Source organism: Pontixanthobacter sp. (assembly GCF_049682855.1).
Taxonomy (GTDB): domain Bacteria; phylum Pseudomonadota; class Alphaproteobacteria; order Sphingomonadales; family Sphingomonadaceae; genus Pontixanthobacter.
The window spans coordinates 75,575-96,494 of the sequence record NZ_JBAUIK010000009.1 but is presented as its reverse complement, the minus strand read 5'-3'; the positions used below and the strand labels follow the sequence as shown (position 1 = coordinate 96,494).

Annotated in this window: 22 protein-coding genes; 12 read left to right on the top strand and 10 right to left on the bottom strand. The window is 58.3% G+C overall.

Annotated elements, in window-relative coordinates:
• Positions 1-49 precede the first annotated feature (49 nt).
• The 5 genes from glnA to WA922_RS06195 form a co-directional block, all read right to left on the bottom strand.
• The gene (gene glnA / locus WA922_RS06215) at positions 50-1,459 is read right to left on the bottom strand and encodes a type I glutamate--ammonia ligase (protein ID WP_424770820.1); all 1,410 of its coding nucleotides are present in this window, start codon (positions 1,457-1,459) and stop codon (positions 50-52) included.
• An 80-nt stretch (positions 1,460-1,539) separates the two neighbouring features.
• Complete coding sequence (locus WA922_RS06210; protein ID WP_424770819.1) at positions 1,540-1,878, bottom strand: P-II family nitrogen regulator; 339 nt, start codon at positions 1,876-1,878, stop codon at positions 1,540-1,542.
• A 280-nt stretch (positions 1,879-2,158) separates the two neighbouring features.
• The gene (argC, locus tag WA922_RS06205) at positions 2,159-3,088 is read right to left on the bottom strand and encodes an N-acetyl-gamma-glutamyl-phosphate reductase (protein ID WP_424770818.1); all 930 of its coding nucleotides are present in this window, start codon (positions 3,086-3,088) and stop codon (positions 2,159-2,161) included.
• Positions 3,085-3,435, bottom strand: coding sequence for a hypothetical protein (locus WA922_RS06200; protein WP_424770817.1), 351 nt, complete (start codon positions 3,433-3,435; stop codon positions 3,085-3,087). Before WA922_RS06200 ends, argC begins: the two co-directional genes overlap by 4 nt.
• 91 nt (positions 3,436-3,526) lie before the next feature.
• Positions 3,527-4,915, bottom strand: a complete 1,389-nt coding sequence (locus WA922_RS06195) for a leucyl aminopeptidase family protein (RefSeq protein WP_424770816.1) — start codon at positions 4,913-4,915, stop codon at positions 3,527-3,529.
• A 74-nt stretch (positions 4,916-4,989) separates the two neighbouring features.
• On the opposite strand from WA922_RS06195, the gene map reads away from it, so the two are divergent.
• Positions 4,990-5,817, top strand: a complete 828-nt coding sequence (gene map, locus WA922_RS06190; protein ID WP_424770815.1) for a type I methionyl aminopeptidase — start codon at positions 4,990-4,992, stop codon at positions 5,815-5,817.
• Here the strand turns inward: map and WA922_RS06185 are convergent.
• The gene (locus WA922_RS06185) at positions 5,814-6,467 is read right to left on the bottom strand and encodes a heme exporter protein CcmB (protein ID WP_424770814.1); all 654 of its coding nucleotides are present in this window, start codon (positions 6,465-6,467) and stop codon (positions 5,814-5,816) included. The two genes, map and WA922_RS06185, sit on opposite strands and share 4 nt — an antisense overlap.
• Entirely contained in the window at positions 6,464-7,048 is a 585-nt protein-coding gene (gene ccmA / locus WA922_RS06180; protein ID WP_424770813.1) for a heme ABC exporter ATP-binding protein CcmA, read from the bottom strand. The genes WA922_RS06185 and ccmA overlap by 4 nt, the downstream gene beginning before the upstream one ends.
• A 64-nt stretch (positions 7,049-7,112) precedes the next feature.
• Here ccmA and WA922_RS06175 point away from each other — a divergent pair, with 64 nt between their 5' ends.
• Entirely contained in the window at positions 7,113-7,403 is a 291-nt protein-coding gene (locus WA922_RS06175; protein WP_424770812.1) for a 4a-hydroxytetrahydrobiopterin dehydratase, read from the top strand.
• 3 nt (positions 7,404-7,406) lie between these two features.
• On the opposite strand, the gene WA922_RS06170 is transcribed toward WA922_RS06175, so the two are convergent.
• The 3 genes from WA922_RS06170 to WA922_RS06160 form a co-directional block, all read right to left on the bottom strand.
• Positions 7,407-8,213: an SDR family oxidoreductase gene (locus tag WA922_RS06170; RefSeq protein WP_424770811.1), complete on the bottom strand. Its 807-nt coding sequence runs from the start codon at positions 8,211-8,213 to the stop codon at positions 7,407-7,409.
• A gap of 135 nt (positions 8,214-8,348) precedes the next feature.
• The gene (locus tag WA922_RS06165; RefSeq protein WP_424770810.1) at positions 8,349-10,418 is read right to left on the bottom strand and encodes an alpha/beta fold hydrolase; all 2,070 of its coding nucleotides are present in this window, start codon (positions 10,416-10,418) and stop codon (positions 8,349-8,351) included.
• Positions 10,419-10,509: 91 nt separating this feature from the next.
• A complete protein-coding gene (locus tag WA922_RS06160) occupies positions 10,510-11,127 on the bottom strand; it encodes a DNA-3-methyladenine glycosylase family protein (protein ID WP_424771000.1) in 618 nt (205 codons plus the stop codon).
• A gap of 111 nt (positions 11,128-11,238) precedes the next feature.
• Between WA922_RS06160 and WA922_RS06155 the strand changes: the two genes are divergently transcribed.
• The 10 genes from WA922_RS06155 to WA922_RS06110 all read left to right on the top strand — a co-directional run bounded on the left by WA922_RS06155 (position 11,239) and on the right by WA922_RS06110 (position 20,917).
• Positions 11,239-11,556: a 2Fe-2S iron-sulfur cluster-binding protein gene (locus WA922_RS06155; RefSeq protein WP_424770809.1), complete on the top strand. Its 318-nt coding sequence runs from the start codon at positions 11,239-11,241 to the stop codon at positions 11,554-11,556.
• A 62-nt stretch (positions 11,557-11,618) separates the two neighbouring features.
• Positions 11,619-12,635, top strand: a complete 1,017-nt coding sequence (locus WA922_RS06150; RefSeq protein WP_424770808.1) for a cysteine synthase A — start codon at positions 11,619-11,621, stop codon at positions 12,633-12,635.
• Between the two features lie 59 nt (positions 12,636-12,694).
• The gene (locus WA922_RS06145) at positions 12,695-13,051 is read left to right on the top strand and encodes a hypothetical protein (RefSeq protein WP_424770807.1); all 357 of its coding nucleotides are present in this window, start codon (positions 12,695-12,697) and stop codon (positions 13,049-13,051) included.
• A 16-nt stretch (positions 13,052-13,067) separates the two neighbouring features.
• Complete coding sequence (locus tag WA922_RS06140) at positions 13,068-13,805, top strand: ABC transporter (RefSeq protein WP_424770806.1); 738 nt, start codon at positions 13,068-13,070, stop codon at positions 13,803-13,805.
• A gap of 328 nt (positions 13,806-14,133) precedes the next feature.
• Positions 14,134-14,691 carry a division/cell wall cluster transcriptional repressor MraZ gene (locus WA922_RS06135; protein ID WP_424770805.1) on the top strand — a complete coding sequence of 186 codons (558 nt, stop codon included), beginning with the start codon at positions 14,134-14,136 and terminating at the stop codon, positions 14,689-14,691.
• The gene (gene rsmH, locus WA922_RS06130) at positions 14,688-15,638 is read left to right on the top strand and encodes a 16S rRNA (cytosine(1402)-N(4))-methyltransferase RsmH (RefSeq protein ID WP_424770804.1); all 951 of its coding nucleotides are present in this window, start codon (positions 14,688-14,690) and stop codon (positions 15,636-15,638) included. Before WA922_RS06135 ends, rsmH begins: the two co-directional genes overlap by 4 nt.
• Positions 15,635-16,207: a hypothetical protein gene (locus tag WA922_RS06125; protein WP_424770803.1), complete on the top strand. Its 573-nt coding sequence runs from the start codon at positions 15,635-15,637 to the stop codon at positions 16,205-16,207. Before rsmH ends, WA922_RS06125 begins: the two co-directional genes overlap by 4 nt.
• Complete coding sequence (locus WA922_RS06120) at positions 16,204-17,976, top strand: peptidoglycan D,D-transpeptidase FtsI family protein (RefSeq protein ID WP_424770802.1); 1,773 nt, start codon at positions 16,204-16,206, stop codon at positions 17,974-17,976. Before WA922_RS06125 ends, WA922_RS06120 begins: the two co-directional genes overlap by 4 nt.
• The gene (locus tag WA922_RS06115; protein ID WP_424770801.1) at positions 17,973-19,466 is read left to right on the top strand and encodes a UDP-N-acetylmuramoyl-L-alanyl-D-glutamate--2,6-diaminopimelate ligase; all 1,494 of its coding nucleotides are present in this window, start codon (positions 17,973-17,975) and stop codon (positions 19,464-19,466) included. The genes WA922_RS06120 and WA922_RS06115 overlap by 4 nt, the downstream gene beginning before the upstream one ends.
• Positions 19,463-20,917 (top strand): UDP-N-acetylmuramoyl-tripeptide--D-alanyl-D-alanine ligase, encoded by a 1,455-nt coding sequence (locus WA922_RS06110; RefSeq protein WP_424770800.1) that lies wholly within the window; start codon positions 19,463-19,465, stop codon positions 20,915-20,917. The genes WA922_RS06115 and WA922_RS06110 overlap by 4 nt, the downstream gene beginning before the upstream one ends.
• The last annotated feature ends 3 nt before the right edge of the window (positions 20,918-20,920 follow it).

Genomic DNA, 20,920 nt, shown 5'->3' with positions numbered 1-20,920 from the left:
ACCGACCGCCGTCATATTTTTACAACAGTAAGGATGTGGTGCGTAAAACTTACGCGCTGTAATACATGTCGTATTCAACTGCGCTTGGGGTCGTTTCCCACCGGCTGACCTCTTCCCATTTGAGTTCTGTATAAGCCAGGATTTGATCCTTGCTGAATACATCACCTTGCAACAGGAAGTCATGATCGGCCTCAAGCGCCTCCAGGGCTTCGCGCAAGGAACCGCACACTGTCGGTACTTCTGCCAATTCCGCAGGCGGAAGATCATACAGGTTTTTATCCATCGCTTCGCCCGGGTGGATCTTGTTCTTGATCCCGTCAATACCCGCCATCAGCAAGGCAGCTGAGGAAAGATACGGGTTGGCCAACGCGTCGGGAAAACGGAATTCAACGCGTTTCGCCTTCTCGCCCGCACCATACGGAATACGGCATGATGCAGAGCGGTTGCGCGCCGAATATGCCAGCAACACCGGCGCTTCAAAACCCGGGACCAGCCGCTTGTAGCTGTTGGTGGTCGGGTTGGTAAACGCGTTCAGCGCCTTGGCATGTTTGATGACGCCGCCGATATAGTACAGGCAGGTGTCCGACAAACCGGCATAGCCATTACCGGCGAATGTGTTTTTGCCGTCATTCCAGATCGACATGTGTGTGTGCATCCCGCTGCCATTATCATCCTTGATCGGCTTCGGCATGAAAGTCGCGGTCTTGCCGTACGCATGCGCAACCTGCTGCACCACATATTTATAGATTTGCATGTTATCGGCGGTTTCCAGCAAGCTTGCAAAGGTCACCCCCAATTCGTGCTGTGCAGAAGCCACTTCGTGGTGATGTTTATCGCAGGGCAGACCCATTTCGATCATGGTTGCAACCATTTCACCGCGGATGTCAACGGCGCTATCGACCGGCGCGACAGGGAAATAGCCACCCTTTGCGCGCGGGCGGTGCGCCATATTGCCGCCTTCATATTCTTTGCCCGAATTGGTCGGCAGTTCGACATCATCCAGCGCGAAACCCGAAGCTGCGTATCCGTCTTCGAAACGCACATCGTCGAACATGAAAAACTCGGCTTCCGTACCAACGAAAATCGTATCGCCCAGGCCGGAGGATTTCACAAAAGCCTCAGCACGTTTCGCGGTCGAGCGGGGATCGCGGGAGTAGAGTTCACCGGTCGATGGTTCGACAATATCACAAAAGAGGATCAGCATCGGTGTCGCGCTGAAGGGATCGACATAGACGCGGTCCAGATCAGGGCGCAGGATCATGTCGGATTCGTTAATGACTTTCCACCCGGCGATAGACGAGCCATCAAACATCAGTCCGTCTTCCAGTTCATCTTCACCCAGTACGCCGGCAACCATAGTCAGATGCTGCCATTTCCCCTTGGGGTCTGTGAAGCGGAGATCGACCCATTCAATATCATGCTCTTTGATCTGGTCGAGAACGTCTTTTGCGGTAGCCATAATATTTCCCTTAAAAATGTGCGAGTATTAAGATTGAAAGGATGGCGTGCGGGGCCGGCCCGCTTGCCTCCCGACGGGATTCAGATTGCCTCGTTATCAGTTTCGCCGGTGCGGATGCGCAGCGCGCTTTCAATTGGCGATACGAAAATCTTGCCGTCACCGATGCGGCCAGTCTGTGCAGCCGACGCAATCGCCTCGACCACGCGGCTGGCAATATCGTCAGACACGGCCACCTCGAGTTTTACCTTTGGCAGAAAATCGACGACATATTCCGCCCCGCGATAGAGCTCCGTATGGCCTTTCTGACGGCCAAAACCCTTCGCCTCGGTGACCGTGATACCCGACACCCCGATTTCGTGAAGCGCCTCCTTCACTTCATCCAGCTTGAAAGGTTTAATGATCGCTTCAATTTTTTTCACACGTGGCCTCTCTCGGGCGTTTTTTGAACCCAGTTCCCAAACGATGCTCCGGCACTGATGTTCCGCCGCATGCTATCTGACCAACGATTGCACCAATTTCTTGCAAAAAGCCATCCAAGAACCGTGCCAGATCAGCCGCCCAGTGGTTACTGCGAAAAGCGGGAGCTGCGACTCGTGGAATCGCGCCAGCCAGCCAAGTGTAACGGCGAATCTCGGGCTTTCAACGGCCATCGGCCAACACCCTGTTTTGCCTCAATAGCTGGCAAAGCATGCCCAAAATTTAGGCAGCGGTGATTAAACCAGTTTCCTCTGGCAGACCGGCAATCAGGTTGAGCGATTGAACAGCGGCGCCGCTTGCCCCTTTGCCCAGATTGTCGAGCCGAGCAATCAGGCGAACATGCTCTTCATCGCCCGCCACATATATCATCATGCCGTCCCACGGTGCAGCATCCCTATGTATCAGCAATTCGTGCGGCACCTCGTTCAGCTTACCGATGTTCACCAGCGCCGCATCCGCGTAAAATTGATGCAGGGTCTGGTGTATGGCCTGCGCATTTCCGGCGCCGGGTATCGCACCGACCGGAACGGGGATCTCAACCACCATACCGCGATGCGCATCGATCACGGCCGGGGCAAACAGGGGCGCATGAGCGAGCCCTGCATAGAGCTGCATTTCGCGGATATGCTTGTGGCCAAGGCCCAAACCATATCCGCGCCAAGCAATAGTTCGCTCGCTCTCAAACCGGTCAATCAGCGCAATTCCGCCGCCCGAATATCCTGACACCGCGTTGACGGTGTAAGGCCAATCTGCGGGCAGAATACCCGCGCGTATTAATGGCGCAATTATGGCCAGAAAGCCGGTAGGATAACAACCAGGATTACTGATCCGCTTTGCAGCTGCCACCGCATCCCTGCCGATCAGTTCGGGAAAACCATAGGTCCACCCATCGGCGGTCCGATGCGCGGTCGAGGCATCGATTACGCGCGTAGTGTCATTTGTAATCAGGGTAACGGATTGGCGCGCTGCATCATCGGGCAGGCAGAGTATTGCAACATCGCAATCATTCAGCGCCTGTCTGCGTGAGGACACATCCTTGCGCCGCTCCTCTTCCAAAGTGACCAGCGAAAATTCGCTGCGAGCCGCCAGCCGATCACGTATTTCCAGACCCGTCGTGCCAGCCGCACCGTCAATGAAAACGGAAACTGTCATGTGCCCAGCGGGGCAAGCGCCGCAGCCTGCACATAACCTGCAGGGCCTTCTGCGCCGAGGCAGCCCCAGCACCATCCGCCCGAAAAATCGAGAACTTCAAATATCGATCCGGCGGGCAGGGTAGTGATGGCTGGTGAGCCAATATCGGGACGGATATGCAACGGGATGTCGCTCGACCCGATCATGCGGATCTGCGGTTCCACATAATGCGCGACCAGATAGCGGTCAGCCAAGGCGATATGCGCCAGATCACCGCGAATGGGCAGGCTTCCCTCGCTTGGATGCGCGGTGGGCCCTTTCAGCCCAAGCACTCCTGAAGGAATTCCATATTTCGCAGCATCACTCACAAGTGTTCTTCGCCCCTTTAGCGCCCGTGCGGCTAACCCATGCCGGTGGACGAATGGGCGCGCATATACGCTAAGGCGCTATGCGGCAAGTTTATGCGCCGGAGTAGCGCGCGGCGAGCATGTGAAATGCCGCCCGCAGTCCATACGCAGCGCCGCCCTTCTGCCGCCCCGGTTTGGCAAAGGGCCGCCATGCAAACGTGTCAAAATGCGCCCAGTCGATCCCGTCGCCAACAAACCGGTCGAGGAATAATCCCGCCACGCTGGCCCCGGCATAGGGGTTGGCATGGGCGTTGTTGAGGTCAGCAATGTCGGAATTGAGCCATTCGCGATATTCATCGGGAAGCGGTAAGCGCCACGGTTCATCATCATGCGCGCGGCCCGCTGCAATCAGTGCGTCAGCGGTTTCATCGCGGCGCGTCATCAGGGCGGGCAGATCAGGGCCGAGTGCAACCCGCGCTGCACCGGTTAAAGTCGCGAAATCGATCATCAGCTCGGGATTGTCTTCGCTGGCACGGGTCAAAGCGTCCCCTAGAACCAGGCGGCCTTCCGCATCGGTGTTGCCGATTTCTACGGTTAGCCCCTTGCGGGTCGCGAGCACATCGCCCGGCCGGAAAGCATTGCCCGCAATCGCGTTCTCCACCGCAGGTACCAGCAGATGCAGACGCAGTTTCAGCCCGGCATGCATGATGAGACCGGCGAGGGCGAGGGCATGGGCTGCGCCGCCCATGTCTTTCTTCATCAGTTTCATCCCGACGGCAGATTTCACATCCAGTCCGCCGGAATCAAATGTCACACCCTTGCCGATAATGGCCACGCGCGGATGCGAGGGATCGCCCCATTCAAGCTGGATCAGGCGCGGCGCGTGATGGCGGGCGGCAGCGCGGCCGACCGCATGGATCATCGGATATTCCTGCTCCAGCCTATCGCCCTTCGTGACAGAGATCTGCGCCTGGTGGGTTTTGGCCAGACGTTCTGCCTCAGCTTCCAATGCGGCAGGGCCCATATCTTCAGCGGGCGTATTCACCAGATCGCACACCAGATTAACAGCCTCCGCTTCGGCAAGGGCGGCGTCAATATGCCTGGCCTGTTTGCTTAACAAAATGCGCGGCCCGGTATCATTTTCAGCTTTCTTGTAGCGGTCAAATGTGTGCTGGGCGGTTACCCATCCATGCATCGCTGCCATCGGTTCCCCTGACGCCAGACGGTAAGTGCCGCCCGGTAACACTTCGGCCAATTTGGCAAGGCAGTAACTGCCGAGATCTTCCGGATCGGCAATGCCGCCCACTGCAAACCAGCCATCGCCGTCGCTCACAATCGCGGTTTGAAACGCGCTGCCGTCAAATTTCTGGCCTGATAAAGCGGCGCGCTGGCCCGCTGGCAGGGCCTTGGCGAAATCGGAAAAACTGTCTTTGGTGACGAGATGAATAGCGACAGCATCCTGGCCGCGATCGGCCTGAATTAATTGGGTGGTTTTGCTCATGGAATGATATGTAGACAAGGCGGCGGCGCGTTCCAAGCTCGCAATTTGGTCGCGCGCGTTCTATATGGCATTCCATGACCGAATATCAGACTATCGAAGGTAACGAAACCGTCATCCGCGACGGCACAATAAAACTGCACGGAGAGGCAGGTTTTGATGGAATGCGCAAGGCGGGGCAGCTTGCCGCGAGCATTCTCGACACGATCGCTCCGATGGTGCAACCCGGCGTGACCACCGGGGCGATTGATGACAAAGTGCGCGAGCTGACTTTGGCGGGCGGGGCGGTTCCGGCCACAATGGGCTATCGCGGGTATACGCATAGCTGCTGCATTTCGATCAATCATGTCGTGTGCCACGGCATTCCGGGTGAAAAGGCGCTGAAAGACGGCGATATCGTCAATATTGATGTTACGCCGCTGCTGAATGGATGGCACGGCGATACCAGCCGGATGTATCTGGTCGGTGATGTCGCCTTGAAAGCGCGCAAACTGGTTGATGTGACGCATGAATGCCTGATGATTGGTATCGAACAGGCGCAGCCCGGCAACCGGCTGGGTGATATAGGCGCGGCGATTATGGAGCATGCGCAGCAGCACCGTTACGGCGTTGTGCGCGAATTTTGCGGGCATGGCTTGGGGCGTTTGTTTCATGATGCGCCCGAAGTTGTTCATGCCGCAAAAGCGGGCACCGGGCCGGAACTGCGCCCCGGCATGTTCTTCACTATCGAACCAATGATCAATATCGGTAAGCCGTGGGTCAAATTGCTCAGCGATGGCTGGACTGCGGTCACCCGCGACAAGTCGCTATCTGCTCAGTTTGAACACTCGCTGGCAATTACCGAAACCGGCCATGAGATTTTCACACTCAGTGGAAAGGGCTTGCACAAGCCCCCCTATAACTAACTCTCACGTGCCGCTCTGATCGCTGCACCGCCAGCAAACGGCCCGGCGGCAAGCAAGAGCAAGCTGATCGCACCGCATAGCGCAATGCCGGTAATGTCTCCGCGCGCCAGACTGCCAGCGCCGAAAATCAGGATCGGTACGGATAGCGGGATCAGCATCAGACCGGACAAGGCCGCCCCGCCGCGTAACCCTGCGGTGAGTGCGGCAATCATCACGCCGATTGCCGCCAATCCCGGCGTACCTGCCAGCAAGCCGAGCAGCACCAGACCCACTGTCTCGCCTTCCAACCCCAGTAAAGCGGCGGCTGGCAGCGTTGCCAGCAGCAGGAGCGGCGCGAAACTCAGCCAATGGGCGATAATCCGCACGGCAATTGCGATGTCTTCCGATATGCCGCGCAAGGCCAGTTGATCGAAAACGCCCAGTTCCAGATCGGGCGCGATCAACCGGTCAAGCGGCAGGATAGCGGCAAGCAATGCAGCGACCCAGATAACCCCGCCCCCGGTCCGCGCCAGCAGCGGCGCATCCGGCCCCACCGCAAAAGGGTAAAGCATTGCGACCGCCAGAAAAAACAGCAGCGGCAGCATTGTTCCGCCGCGTTTTCCGCCGGGTAGAAGCAAGGATAGATCACGCTTGAGCAACTGCCAGATCATACGATGAACTCCCGCAGATCGAGCGTTTTGACAGCGGGCAAGCGGATGGATTGATGCGATGCGATAATCGCTATGCCGCCATCGGCGCGATACTCGGCAACTAACGCTTCGACCAGCTCCGCACCGTCCCTGTCCAAGCCATTGAGCGGCTCATCGAGCAGCCAGATATCCGCATTTTGGCCGAGCAGACGGACCAGTGCGGCCCGCTTTTTCTGGCCTGTCGAAAGATAGCGGACGGGCACCTCAAGCAGCTCCGCCAGCCCCAACCGCTCCGCGTGACGATCCATATTGGCCGCGCCGTCAAGCTGTGCCCAAAAAGCAATTGCTGCACCGAGCGGCAATTGCGGATCGAGAGCAGGGCGCTCATCAACCATTCCGATCGTACCCGTCCGTGTTACGGTTCCCGAAAACGGAGCCATCAGCCCGGCCAGAATCCGCATCAAACTGCTTTTGCCGATCCCATTCGCGCCGGTGATATGCAATGCCTCGCCCGGCGAAGCCGCTATCCTCACGCCTCCAAACAGGATCCTGTCACCCCTGCGGCAGACGATATCGTGGGCAGTAAGGCTGCGGGCTTGCATGGCGCGCAGCGATAGGGGAAAGGCGGGTACTGGACAAGCACCTGATCAGCACAAGGATAACCTGATGAACCCCGCGAAATTGACCGAAGCAGAACGCAATGCAGCCTTAAAAGAACTGGGCGACTGGTCGCTTGCCCGCAATGGCGCAGCGATGGAGCGGACATTTACGTTTAATAATTTTGTCGAGGCTTTCGGCTTTATGGCGCGTGTGGCCATTCTTGCTGAAAAACAGGATCATCACCCTGAATGGCTCAATGTCTATGACCGGGTCGAGATCACGCTGACCACACATGATGCAGATGGCTTGTCACAGCGCGATATAACTCTGGCCAAGGCGATAGATGCGCTCAACTGACGTCTAGTCACCCAGGGGGCTGAGCGAAGTGCGCACCTGTCTGCGCAGCCGCCCTGGCATCCACCGCGCTGCAAACGCCACCCGCTTGGCGGTCTTGCCCACGACTGTGTGCAAACTGTTGCCGTGAACCGCGTTCCATGCCGCCTCGGCCACTTCGATCACGGGCGTGATTTCCATACCGCCCCGGATCACCCGTTCGCGGATACCCTGATTGGTCGTATGGTTGGGAGCGTGGTCGAGCAGCGGTGTCTCGATAAAACTGGGCATCAAGGAGCGAACATTGACTCTGTCTGCGGCCCATTCTGCATCGAGCGATTCTGTCACCGCCCGAACGCCGAATTTGGTCGCGGCGTAGACTGATCCGCCCGGTGTTCCGTAGATTCCGGCGGCACTGGCAGTATTGAGCAGACAGCTGCCGGGCGCGGTTTTCTTGAGATAAGGAAAGGCTGCCTGCGCGCCAAACAGCACGCCTTTCAGATTGATATCGAGGCAGCGTTCTATCTCGCCGACGGTATTATCAGTCAGCGACCCGCCGATGGGGATTCCGGCATTATTGGCCATCACATCAATTCGCCCGCCAGCCGCGACAGAAAATGCCTCCAGCGCGGTGTCCCAAGCGGCGCGGTCACGCACATCGAATGTGTGGCTGTAACAATGGCCGCCGGGCAGCAGCGCCTCGGTGCCCGCCATACCTTGCCTATCAATATCGCCGAGCCCGACAAACCATCCGCGTTCCCCAAAATATTGCGCAATCGCGCGGCCGATGCCCGATCCGCCGCCGGTAATGAAAATGGCTTTTCTGGTGCTCAACACGGCTCTCCTTAACAGCGATATGCCGTAACACGGATGTCCCCAAACAGGGACAAAAAAACCGCACGGGTCCGCAGGCCGCTATCCAGCGGTGCCTACCCCCGTGCGATCTGTCTGTCAGCTATGGACCGGGTATTAGCCGCCCATCGCGTCTTTCAGACCCTTTACAAATTCAGCTCCTTCAACAATTTCCGCGGTCGAATTGGCAATTGTATCGCCAATCGGTTCTGACCGTCCCCCCAGACAGGTGGCAAGAAAGTTCTCGGCCACTGCATTGAAGGCAACGTTATTGGCAGGTTTCGCGAAACCGTGCCCTTCATCGGGATATAGGACATAAGTGACCGGAATGCCTTTATCCTTCATGGCCGACACGATCTGGTCACTCTCCGCCTGGTTGACGCGGGGGTCGTTTGCACCCTGTCCGATCAGCAACGGTTTGGTGATGTTGCCAGCGGAATAAAGCGGGCTCCGCTCCTTCAGCATGGCCAGGCCTTCAGGTGTATCAGGATTGCCCATCCGTTCGTGGAATTGGGCGATTACCGGCTCCCAATAAGGCGGGATAGTGGCGAGCAGCGTCTCCAGATTTGATGGCCCGACAATGTCGACACCGCAGGCAAATTCGTCTGGCGTAAAGGCCAGACCTGCCAGCGTCGCATATCCGCCATAAGAACCGCCCATGATAGCCACGCGGTCATCGGCCGTGATACCCTGTTCGACCGCCCAATTGACCGCATCAATCAGATCGTCGTGCATCTTGCGGCCCCATTCAAGGTCGCCCGCTGAAATAAACCCCTTCCCGAACCCTGTCGAACCCCGGAAATTGACGCTGAGCACAGCATAGCCGCGATTGGCGAGCCATTGGTGGTAGCTGTTGTAACCATAACTGTCGCGCGCCCACGGACCGCCGTGAACCAGCAGCACCATCGGCACGGCTGCTTCGGGAATTCCATCTGCATCCGCATCGCTTCCGGCCGGCAAAGTGAGATAGGATGGCAGAGTGAGGCCGTCACGGCTGGTCAGTTCCAGCGTCTGCATCGGTTGCAACGGCGCGCCTTCCAGCTCTGGCCGCCCGACATAAAAGCTGGCCAGGGATTGCGCCTTGCGATCATAAATGAACGTTTGTGAAGGCGCGGTCACCGGGTCGTTCCATACGATCCACTTGCTGTCATCCTCGGTCCGGCTGGACACGCCAAATTCGCCCTCAAGCCGGGTGCCCAGCCATTCGAGCGACGACTGAATGTCGGGATCAATCGCAGTCCATTCGGTTTTGAGATAGGTGAAGGAATAGGCCTCTATTTCGCCCGTTTTCGGGTCCGTCATTGCGCCGCCAATATCGGCCCTGTCATTTTCCGCGATGACAGTCTTGACGCCGGTGGCAACATTCTGTGCGATCAGCGCGGCGGTGTCGCGCCCGCGGCTGTCGATCCAGTACATTGTTTCGCCGTCGGTAGTGAACCCGGCCGGCTGCGTAGTGAGCGAATCCTCCAGGGCCGTGCTGTCAGTTGGTGCTGCCGCAATCACGCCGTCGGTAATTGTGAAAAAGTCCATTCCGCCTGCGGCATTGGGGCGCAGCGCCATACGCAGGTTCAAATTGTCATCAGCCAGAAATCCGGCAAAGCCATCGTTTTGCTGCACCAGCGTTAATTCGCCTGATTTCAAATCGAGCAAATACGCATCGTGCAGCCGGGCATCGCGGTTGTTCAGCCCAACCAGAATTTTATCACGGATAGTTTCCGAAGTGCCGATAAGCTGAACCCGCGTATTCTCAAAATCAGTCAAGGTCCGCTCTGCGCCGGTTGCAATATCGACACCGTAGAGCAGAAAGTTTTCGTCACCGCCCTTGTCCTGGATGTAAAGAAGGCTCCGCGAATCGGGGGCCCAGAAATATTGGGAAATCGGCCGGTCGGCGGCGCTGGTCATCGCTTTGGCAGCGGATGGATCAGATGCCGGGGCGATCCACACATTGAGCACTCCGTTTTTGGGCGCGCGCCAGCTTAGCCACTGGCCGTCAGGGCTAATCTGGCCGCCTGCTTTTTCTGGATTGCCAAACAAATGTTCGCGCGGGATCATCGGAACAGCTTCTGCCGGAATGGTCATTGTTGGTGAGGTCTCTCTGGGTTGAGCATGTGCAGCCGCTGGTAAGGCTGTGCTGATTGCCGCAAGCGCGCAGCTTGCGAGGAATGATTGTGCATAGGGATTAAGCATTCGTTTCTCCTGCAGAACAAAAAAGCATATGTACCATAAAGGATGGCTTACAAAACCAATTGCCCAGCGCGAGCACCAATCGACTAACCGCCTAAAGCGCCGGATTATCGTAACAATGCCACGCAAATATTGCGATTGCACCCCGGTGCGGCCGCCAGTTGACCGACAGCGAGCGTGCCGCTTTTTCGCTTGGGCGTTCGGGCAGGGCCAAAATTTTCTGCAGCGCCACCTGCACGGCCAAATCGCCGGCAGGCCAGATGTCCGGACGGCCCTCTGCAAACAGCAGATAAATTTCAGCCGACCAGCGGCCAATGCCCTTAATCTGCGTTAATTGGGCAATCGCTTCCTCATCATCGCCGGGCAGATTATCGAGATCAAGTGCGTCGCTTACCACCAATTCGCACAGCGAGCGCGCATAGCCCTGCTTTTGCCGCGACAGGCCGCAGGCGCGCAGCGTATCGAAATCGCGCGCCAGTAACGCATCGGGCAAAATATCTTCGCCTAGCTCAGATACCAGCTTGTTCCATACAGATGCCGCCGCTGCAACGCTGACTTGCTGGCCCACAATGGTACGCAATAATGTGCGATATCCGGTCGCCCGAATACGCGGTTCAGGATATCCCGCCACCGCCAAACCGCGCGCGAAAGCAGGTTCCAGCGCGGCAATGTGATCAACACCGCGCTTGATTTGCTCTGCGCTTAATCCCATCTCGTCCCCCGGCTGCTTGCCAAACGTGTCTCGGTATTTTAGCAGCCCTGATATTGGTGGCCACACCATTTGGCCATTTTCCGGCCACGCATTAATTCGGAGTCCCCCATCATGCCCAAGATGACTGTCGTCAACCGTGCCGGTGAAGAATCGACGATCGACGTAGAAGATGGCCTGACCGTTATGGAAGCGATCCGTGACAACGGGTTTGATGAATTGCTGGCGCTGTGCGGCGGCTGTTGTTCCTGCGCGACATGCCACATCCATGTCGATCCAGCATTTGCGGATAAATTGCCTGCCATGTCCGAAGATGAAGATGATTTGCTGGAAAGCTCCGATCACCGTGCTGAAACCTCGCGCCTTTCCTGCCAGGTTCCATTGACAGCGGATTTAGATGGCCTGAAGGTGACGATTGCGCCAGAAGATTGAGTGTGGGGCAGGGTAGCGGAACTGCATTGTGCCGCCCCCTTAACTGACCTAAATCGTCATCTATGAAAATGATGCACCCGCATGCCAACACGCTTGAATTAATCGGCAATACGCCGCTGGTCCTGCTGGAAGGTCCGAGCGAGGCGGCTGGCTGCGAGATCTACGGCAAGTGCGAATTTGTCAATCCGGGCGCGTCGGTGAAAGACCGGGCGGCGCTGGGCATTATTCGTGATGCGGAGGCGCGCGGTGAATTGCAGCCAGGCGGCACCATTGTTGAAGGGACTGCGGGCAATACCGGGATCGGTATCGCGCTGGTCGCCAATGCCTTGGGCTATACAACCATCATCGTTATGCCCGACAACCAGTCTCAGGAAAAAATGGACACACTGCGTGCTTTGGGTGCGCAGCTGGTGCTGGTGCCGCCAACCAAATTCGCTGATCCGTGCCATTTCGTCCATACATCGCGCCGCTTGGCAGAGGAAACCGAGGGGGCGGTTTGGGCCAACCAGTTTGACAATATCGCGAACCGCAAAGTGCACATAGAAACGACAGCGGCAGAGCTGTGGCATCAGCTTGACGGCCGTATTGACGGGTTCACCTGTGCCGCCGGTACGGGCGGAACCATCTGCGGTGTCGGGCTGGGCCTGAAGGAATTTGACGAAACGGTGCAGATCGCCCTGACCGATCCGCATGGCGCCGCACTCTATAGCTACTACGCAGAAGGCGAACTCAAATCCGAAGGCAGCTCTGTCGCAGAGGGGATCGGGCAGGGACGCATAACGGCCAATCTGGAAAATGCGCCAATCGATACGCAGTTTCGAATTTCGGATGAAGAAGGTCTGGTCTGGGTTGCGCGTCTGCTGCGCGAAGAGGGGCTGTGTCTGGGATTATCATCGGGCATCAATGTGGCGGGCGCAATTGCGCTGGGGCAGCATTTGATTGCATCAGGGCGTAAGAATCCGCGCGTGGCGACCATCCTGTGCGATAGCGGTTTCCGGTATTTGTCCTCGCTCTATAACGCGCAATGGCTCAAGGCTAAGGGCCTGCCAGTGTTTGATTGGTTGGAACCGCCGCAATAGCCAGCATGACGGCTGCATCGACCGTTGACTGTAAAGCTGGCTCGGCTAGCAGTACGCTTATGGCAAACAAAATCCTTCAACGCATATTTTACGGACCCTCTGATGCTGATGCTGCGCCGCTTGGCGGCACCCGCGCACAATCGGTTCAGCGTCTGCAGGTTGGGGTGGCCGGGGTTGTTGCAATGATCCTGTTGGTGGCGCTGGCTGACCTCATTCAGGACCGCGCAGCGCAGACCGAATCGATTGCGGTACCCGAAGCCGCATCGACCGTAGCTGCCAAGGAAACAGGGACCCCGCAAAGCGACCCGCTGGTCGAGGCAGGGGTAGTGCCTGATCTGCCCGCAGAGCCGACCGCTTCGCCCGAACCGGGATCTGCACCGGCCGCACCGCAAGCACAGGGTAACAGTGCGCAGTAGGCTCACGATTGCGAGCGTGAGTGCTGGCCTGCTGGCCGTCCTGGTAATCGGTTTCACGGCTTGGGGTACGGTGGCACAGCGGGAAAGACAGCCGCTGGGCATGATCACTTCGCTGCCGATTTACTGGTCTGGCGGTGATCTGTCGGACATGCTCGATACCGCACAAAACGCACCGGATGCGGTTCACTGGGTACGCGCCGAAACGCAAAAGCGTTACGACATTATTCTGCTCGACAACCTGGCCGAAGCGGACGGCCTTGCCCCCAATCCGCGTTTGGCGAAGCTGCGATATCTTTTGCTGGCGCAGCCTGCCGCCTTGCCGCCCGCTGATTTGGTGGCGCTGGACAGCTGGGTGCGCGGCGGGGGGCGCCTATTACTGTTCGCGGATCCGCTGCTGACAGAGGAAACCGGGTTTGGCCTTGGGGATCGCCGCCGCCCGCAGGATATGGCGACCATATCCCCGCTGATAAACCGGCTTGGTCTGACAGAGACATTCGATATCGCCCAGTCGGCGCAACCCTCCGCCGTGACGTTCGGAAATATCGTGTTGCCAGTTCATAAATATGGACTGTTTACCGCGCGAAATGACGTACGGCCTTGCGCGATCACCAGCGGCGGCGTGATCGCCCAATGCGAGGTAGGAAGGGGACGGGCGATTATCGTGCTGGATGCCCATCTACTTGCAAGAGAGCCCCAGACAGCAGCGAAAAGCCGCGCGCTGAGGGCGCTGATGGATGCCGCGTTTGCCGATTAACGCCGTTTTTGGGGATGAGGCGGGATAGCGCGGCATATTACCCGATTAGATCGGGAATTTTACGGGATCTGGGCAGGATTCGGGCATGTACCCACGGATTTAAAGCTCGTTTTGCCTGTTTCGAAACGGACCACGGGCGTGAATTAACGATAATTTCGTTTGTTTGTCAGAGGCTTAGCGGTCAATCCCCGCCAATCCCTTAATTTCCCCTAGCATCCCCGCTTATCGCGAGTTAGAACCATATCCCATCAGACAGATTGTCTCGTGCCATGCTTTGCCTCTGCAAGGCGGATACCCGTTTTCATGCGCGGGTGGAAGCGGGGAAGATGTGTCTGTCGTCGGGGTGAGAAATATCGGGGATGATGTGGCGCAGGCGCTACCACATAAATATAATGGACAGGCTCTCACTCTTCTGGGTGACAAGGGTCGTTTCGTTTTGCCGCCGGAATTTCGCAATACCGTAAAGCTGTCCAGCGAAGGCCGCACGCTGTGTCTGTTGAAAGACGAGGAGTTCGATTGCCTGGTCGGTTTTGGTCTGTCCCGCGAGGATGATTTTGAAGCCATGCTGGACCGCGAGGAAGACCGCGCCATCCGTCTGGGCCGTGATTTCAGCCGCCTCAAACGCTCCAACCAGCTATACGGCTATAAGAAGATCCCGTTCGATGATAGCGGCCGCTTTACCATGCCTGACTATCTGATCTCGCTAGGTAAAATTACCGATGCGCTGTATTTTCAGGGGGCTGGCTCGTCCTTTACCATCTGGAGCCCCGAAGTGCTCGCCTGTCAGGATGATGGCTGGGCAAGTGCCAAGGCCGCATGCGCTGATATGATGGCCGAAGCGGCAGCCAAGGCCAAACGCGCCAAGGCTGGAGGTAAGGGGAAGTGACTTACGCCGCCGATACCGCCCCGCATGTTCCCGTGTTGCTCGATGAAGTACTGTCTGCGCTCGCCCCGCAGGCTGGGGATGTCATGATAGATGCGACGTTTGGTGCTGGCGGTTACACGCGAAAACTGCTTGATGCCGGCGCGACTGTCCATGCTTTTGACCGTGATCCCGATGCTATTGCGCAAGGGGCGGCCTGGTCAGAAACGCAGGAAAAGCCGCCACGCCTTATCCTTCATGCACAGCGTTTTTCGCACATGGTCCAGGCCATGAAGGATATCGGCGTTGACCGGGTTGACGGAATTACCTTGGATATCGGTGTATCGTCGATGCAGCTTGACCAGGCAGAGCGCGGATTTGCCTTTTCCGCCGACGGACCACTCGACATGCGGATGTCGCAGGACGGCGAAACGGCGGCGCAATTTCTTAATTCTGCTGAAGAGGAAACCATTGCCGACGTGCTCTATCATTACGGAGAAGAGCGTCAGTCTCGCCGTGTCGCGCGCGCGATCGTAGCGGCCCGTCCGCTTTCAACGACAGGCGATCTGGCCGGGGCTGTCCGCAAGGTTCTGGGGTACCGCATTGGTGCGCCCAAAGACCCTGCAACCCGTAGTTTCCAGGCAATCCGCATTCATGTGAATGCCGAATTGCACGAATTGAAAGCCGGGCTGGCTGGGGCCGAGCAATTGCTGGCCGAGGGCGGCAGGTTGGCGGTGGTCAGCTTCCACAGCCTGGAAGACCGGATCGTGAAACGATATTTGAAAGAGGCATCATCGACCGGCGGCGGATCGCGCCATTTGCCGGCGGTGGAGCCAGCGCCGCCTGTCTATCGCAATGTGTCGAAGGCCATTCGGGCTTCTGCCAGCGAAGTAAGCCGAAATCCGCGCAGCCGCTCGGCCACTTTGCGTCATGCCCTTCGTACTGCCGTGCCAGCGAGGGAGGTAGCATGATGATCCGCGGAAGCCGTATCCGTCAAATTGGTTGGGCCGCATTATTCGCCGTCTGCCTGAGCGCATTCGCCGCGCTCACGTTCCGCGTCAATGCTGTTAAAAGCGAAGTGCGTCTGGCGGAGCGTCAGATTGTCGCACTTCAAAAGGAGAAAATTCAGCTTGAGACTGAATTTCAATCGCGCGCCAACCAGCAACAATTGGCCGACTGGAACCGTATTGAGTTCGGTTACGCAGCTCCTGATGCGGGGCAGTATCTTGAAGGCGAAAGACAGTTGGCAAGTCTGGGCGTGCCGCGCGGCCTAGACGCGCCCAACCCGATCCGTGTGGCGCGGGCTGCGGATGAAAGCGATTTTGAAGCTGGCTTCCCCGCTTTGGTGTCACCATTGACCGGGGGGGCCTTTGGCAATGGGCTTGCAAGTGATGAAAATGAGGCCAGCGATGCCCGCGATGACAGCGATGACAGCGAACGTCCAGCCACCGATGATGCCGGCCTGGACGGCCAGTCTCTGGCAGACAGGCTTGCAATACATAACCCCATCGGCGCTCAATTGGCCGAGGCGTCCGAATGAATTTGATAACCGCCAATATGGGCGCTGTCAGTACCGCCATGCCGCGCGCCAGCGTCCATTCGGTGTCGGCGCGTCAGCATTCTCTTGCTGTTGCGCAATTGCGTGTATTGTGGGTCGCGATGATCTTTGCACTGATTGCTGCAGCGGCCATTTTGCGCATCGGTTATATAGGGTTGAGCGATACAGGCGTGCGCACAGCGTCGATGGCGGAAGAATTGCTCCCTCCGCGCGGAGAGCTGACAGATCGTAACGGCGTCCCCCTGGCGCGTGCATTTCCGGCCTATGCTTTGTGGTATAACCCCAAAGCACTTGGTGATCCGGATGATCCGCTGGTGAAAAGTGCACCCGATGTTGCCGCGCGTCTGGCGCAGATTTTTCCCAGCCTTGATGTCGGCCAAACCATCCGCAAGCTGGAGGCTGGCCGCGCGACATACCTTGTCCGGCGCGTATTGCCCGATGATGCCAACCGCGTTCATGAACTGGGTGAGCTTGCGCTGGAATTGCCCGAAGAGACCGATCGCCATTATCCGCAAGGATCAATGGGCGCGCATGTGCTTGGTTATGTCAATACTGACGGACAGGGCCGCGTCGGGATGGAGCAGGTTCTGAACGATCAGCTGACCGATCCGGCGCGGCGGGGTGAGCCTGTGCCGCTATCGATCGATATGCGGGTGCAGGGCGCGCTGGAGGATGAACTGCGCACGGGAATGCTTTCCACCAACGCCAAGGGTGCCGCGGGCATCATTCTGGATGTGGACACAGGCGAGGTTATGGCGCTGGCATCCCTGCCCGAATTTGACCCCAATAAAGTCAGCAGTAGCGATCTCGTCCTGCCCAAGGAACGGATGGAGCGCGGCGATGTGCCAGCCAGCTTCAACCGCGTGACCAACCAGGTGTATGAACTTGGTTCTACGTTCAAACCACTGGCGGTTGCGGCTGCGATTGATGCCGGTACGGTGCGCGATTTCGGCCGCCGATACAACGCCCGGCCGATCAAGGTTGGCCGGTTTGAAATCACGGACAGTCACTTCCTGGGCAACCATCTCAATGTCGCGGAATCGCTGATCCATTCATCCAATACGGTCACGGCGCGTATCGCTGACGAACTGGGCCCGGAAAAAATGCGCCAGACCATGATGGATCTGGGCATGAGTGAGCGTCCCTACATTGAGCTGCCTGCGCGCGGTCACCCCATCTGGCCGGGCAAAAACTGGCCGCGTCTGCGCAATATGACAGTAAGCTACGGACACGGGATTGCGGTTACTCCGCTGCATCTAGCCAGCGCCTATGCCGCAATGGTCAATGGCGGTGTGTGGCGACCGGCAACGTTGCGCAAGCTGGAGCCGGGAGCCGCGCCAAAGGGTCGCCGGGTGTTCAAAGCCTCTACCTCGTCAAGAATGCGGCAATTGCTGCGGATGATTGCCGTTTATGGCACTGGCAAAAATGCCAACGCAGCGGGGTTTCGGGTTGGTGGTAAAACCGGCAGCGCGGAAAAGCCGGGGTCTGGCGGTTACCGCAAGACTTCGCTCGTTTCGACCTTTGCCGCAGCCTTCCCGATGGACAAGCCGCGTTTTGTCGTGATTGCGATGCTGGATGAGCCGAAAGGCACGACCGCAAGCTCCTTCCAGCGGACAGCATCATGGAATGCGGCCCCAATTGTCGGCCGCCTGGTACCGCGCATAGGCCCCGTGATGGGTGTCCGCCCCGACATGTCGCGTGATATCGATATGAGCGATCTTGAGCCTCTATTGCCAGGCGCGCGCCGATGACACTAGACGCTCTTGCCGCAGCTGCCGGAATTGGCTTGCCCGGCCCGTGTCACGCGGCAGTGACCGGCTTTGCCATCGATAACCGGAAAGTCGCACCAGGCACTGTGTTTGGTGCATTTCAGGGTACCGTGGTGAATGGCGAGGATTTCATTCCTGCCGCGATACAAGCGGGTGCGATAGCCGTTGTCGCCCGGCCGCAAGCCGAGGTCTCTGGCGCAGTGCATATCGTGTCGGAAGAGCCACGACAAACCTTTGCGCAGTTGGCGGCGCAGTTCTTTACGCCTGTTCCGGAAACTATTGTCGCGGTCACCGGTACGAACGGAAAAACATCTACTGTCGAAATGACACGGCAAATTTGGCGGATGTGCGGCCACCGCGCAGCGTCTATCGGAACGCTGGGTGTAACCACGCCCGACGGGTCGGTCTCGACCGGTTTGACGACGCCCGATATCGTCACATTCTTATCCAATATGAGCGGATTGGCGCGCGAAGGAGTGAGCCATGTCGCCTATGAGGCGTCAAGCCACGGCCTGTCGCAATATCGCAATGAAGGGCTGGTTGTCAGCGCGGCGGGATTTACCAATTTCAGCCGCGATCACCTCGATTATCACGAAACGATGGAAGGCTATTTCGCGGCCAAGATGCGGCTGTTTGATGAAGTCGTCAGCGATACTGCGACTGCTGTTGTCTGGACGGGAACTGGCGAGTGGACCGGCCGGGCTATCGACCATGCCGAGCAAAGAGGCTTGCGCGTGTTCAGAGTGGGTGAGCAGAGGGGCGAACAGCAGGGCAATGGCCCTGATGGTATCCGTCTGCTCACCCAAACCCCGACGCAACTGGGGCAACAGCTTGAGATTGAGCATGATGGTGTTCGCCGCACGATCAATTTGCCACTCATTGGCGCCTATCAATCCGCCAACGCGCTCGTCGCGGCGGGACTGGCGCTGGCCACCGGTACAGAGGCGTCCGCTGTGTTTGACGCAGTCGCCCGTCTGCAGCCGGTACGCGGGCGACTGGAACGCGCCGTGATTACGCAGGCGGGCGCGCCCGTCTATGTCGATTATGCGCATACGCCGGACGCTCTGGAATCCGCCATCGCTGCATTGCAGCCGCACGTCAAAGGCCGCTTGATTACGGTATTCGGTGCAGGCGGCGACCGCGACCAGGGCAAGCGATCCGCAATGGGCAAGGTAGTGTCGGCCCATTCTGACGTGGTTATCGTAACCGATGATAATCCGCGCGGTGAAGATGCCGCCGCCATTCGCGCGCAGATTATGCGCGGGACACGCGATGCGGCAGAAATTGGCGATCGGCGTGAAGCGATCGCTGCGGCCATCCGCCAGGCCAACCACGATGATATCGTTCTGATCGCTGGCAAGGGGCACGAACAAGGCCAGATTGTCGGCAGCGGAGCGGCAATGCGCATTTTGCCATTTGATGATGTTACTGCCGCGCGCGAATGCGCGGCGCAGGTGGGGATCACACAATGAACGCTCTGACCATATTGCGCAGTTGGCCCGCCGAGCGGCGCGATGCACTGCGCATGGCGCTGTGGGATTCTGAGGCTTTGGCACAAGCTTTGGGCAGTTCGGCCAGTGGCGCATTTCAGGTGTCGGGCGTCGAGATTGATTCGCGCGATGTTCGCTCCGGTGATCTGTTTTTTGCTTTGCAGGGCGAGACGATGGACGGGCACCGGTTCCTTGATAAGGCGTTCGCCAATGGCGCCGCAGCTGCCATCGTTGACCGCGCGGTTGATTATCCGCATATTCTGGTGCCTGACACCCATGCCGCGCTGAAACACTTGGCCGCCGCCGCGCGCGACCGCTGCGCCGCACGCCGGATCGGGGTTACGGGCTCGGTTGGCAAGACTGGCGTAAAAGAAGCGATTTTTGCCGCGCTTGACCGGTCCAGCCGCGGCCATACCCATCGCTCGGTCCGCAGTTACAACAACCATGTCGGTGTACCGCTCAGCCTCGCCCGAATGCCCGTGCGCAGCCATTACGGCGTGTTTGAAATGGGCATGAACCATGCAGGAGAAATCGCTGGATTAACCGCCCAGGTCCAACCGCATGTTGCCGTGATCACCACCATCGCCCCTGCGCATATTGAAAATCTCGGCAGTATCGAGGCGATTGCTGACGCGAAGGCGGAGATTTTCGGAGGGCTGGTCGAAGGCGGCATTGCCGTTATCCCCGCCGACATACCGCAATATACGCAATTGCGTGCCGCTGCATTGGCATGCGGCGTGACCATCCGCTCCTTTGGGAAAAGCGCGCATGCCGATGTGCGTCTGCTCGATGCGATCCCATCGGCCAATGGCGGTTCACTGGTGACAGCGGATCTTGGCGATCAAAGGGTGTGCTTTACCGTTGCGGAGCCAGGCGAGCACTGGGTCAGTAATGCGCTCGCCGTGATGGCAGCGGTTCAGGCGGTCGGGGGTGATCTGGGCTCTGCTGGTCTGGCGCTGGCAGAAATGGGCGGTCTGAAAGGGCGCGGTGCGCGGCATCGGATTGCCGCCCATAGCGGCAAGGCGCTGATGATTGACGAGAGTTACAATGCCAATCCGGCATCGATGCGGGCGACTTTGCGCGCGCTTGGCCAGACGCCTGCAACGCGCCGGGTGGTGGTTTTGGGCGCGATGAAGGAATTGGGTGATTTTGCTCCGCGTTTCCACGCCCAGCTGGCCCAGCCCCTGGCCGAAGCCAACGTCGATTACGCGGTCCTTGTCGGCGAAGAGATGAAAGCCCTTGCACAGGATTTGGGGAAAGGCGCGGGCGGGGCGCTTGCAGCAGGCATGAGCTTCGCCCATTGCGAAAGTCCTGCAGAGGCGATTTCCGCCCTTGAGGAATTCGGCATCACGTCAGGTGACGCTATTCTGGTCAAGGGATCAAATTCCGTGGGTCTTGGCAGGCTGGTCGAACATTTTACGGCCAGAATTTAAACC

Bases quoted from the DNA above. Each gene is read 5' to 3' on its own strand.
- glnA (WP_424770820.1), bottom strand. From the start codon at position 1,459: ATGGCTACCGCAAAAGACGTTCTCGACCAGATCAAAGAGCATGATATT.
- argC (WP_424770818.1), bottom strand. From the start codon at position 3,088: ATGACAGTTTCCGTTTTCATTGACGGTGCGGCTGGCACGACGGGTCTG.
- WA922_RS06195 (WP_424770816.1), bottom strand. From the start codon at position 4,915: ATGAGCAAAACCACCCAATTAATTCAGGCCGATCGCGGCCAGGATGCT.
- map (WP_424770815.1), top strand. From the start codon at position 4,990: ATGACCGAATATCAGACTATCGAAGGTAACGAAACCGTCATCCGCGAC.
- WA922_RS06185 (WP_424770814.1), bottom strand. From the start codon at position 6,467: ATGATCTGGCAGTTGCTCAAGCGTGATCTATCCTTGCTTCTACCCGGC.
- ccmA (WP_424770813.1), bottom strand. From the start codon at position 7,048: ATGCAAGCCCGCAGCCTTACTGCCCACGATATCGTCTGCCGCAGGGGT.
- WA922_RS06175 (WP_424770812.1), top strand. From the start codon at position 7,113: ATGAACCCCGCGAAATTGACCGAAGCAGAACGCAATGCAGCCTTAAAA.
- WA922_RS06165 (WP_424770810.1), bottom strand. From the start codon at position 10,418: ATGCTTAATCCCTATGCACAATCATTCCTCGCAAGCTGCGCGCTTGCG.
- WA922_RS06160 (WP_424771000.1), bottom strand. From the start codon at position 11,127: ATGGGATTAAGCGCAGAGCAAATCAAGCGCGGTGTTGATCACATTGCC.
- WA922_RS06155 (WP_424770809.1), top strand. From the start codon at position 11,239: ATGCCCAAGATGACTGTCGTCAACCGTGCCGGTGAAGAATCGACGATC.
- WA922_RS06150 (WP_424770808.1), top strand. From the start codon at position 11,619: ATGAAAATGATGCACCCGCATGCCAACACGCTTGAATTAATCGGCAAT.
- WA922_RS06145 (WP_424770807.1), top strand. From the start codon at position 12,695: ATGGCAAACAAAATCCTTCAACGCATATTTTACGGACCCTCTGATGCT.
- WA922_RS06125 (WP_424770803.1), top strand. From the start codon at position 15,635: ATGATGATCCGCGGAAGCCGTATCCGTCAAATTGGTTGGGCCGCATTA.
- WA922_RS06120 (WP_424770802.1), top strand. From the start codon at position 16,204: ATGAATTTGATAACCGCCAATATGGGCGCTGTCAGTACCGCCATGCCG.
- WA922_RS06115 (WP_424770801.1), top strand. From the start codon at position 17,973: ATGACACTAGACGCTCTTGCCGCAGCTGCCGGAATTGGCTTGCCCGGC.
- WA922_RS06110 (WP_424770800.1), top strand. From the start codon at position 19,463: ATGAACGCTCTGACCATATTGCGCAGTTGGCCCGCCGAGCGGCGCGAT.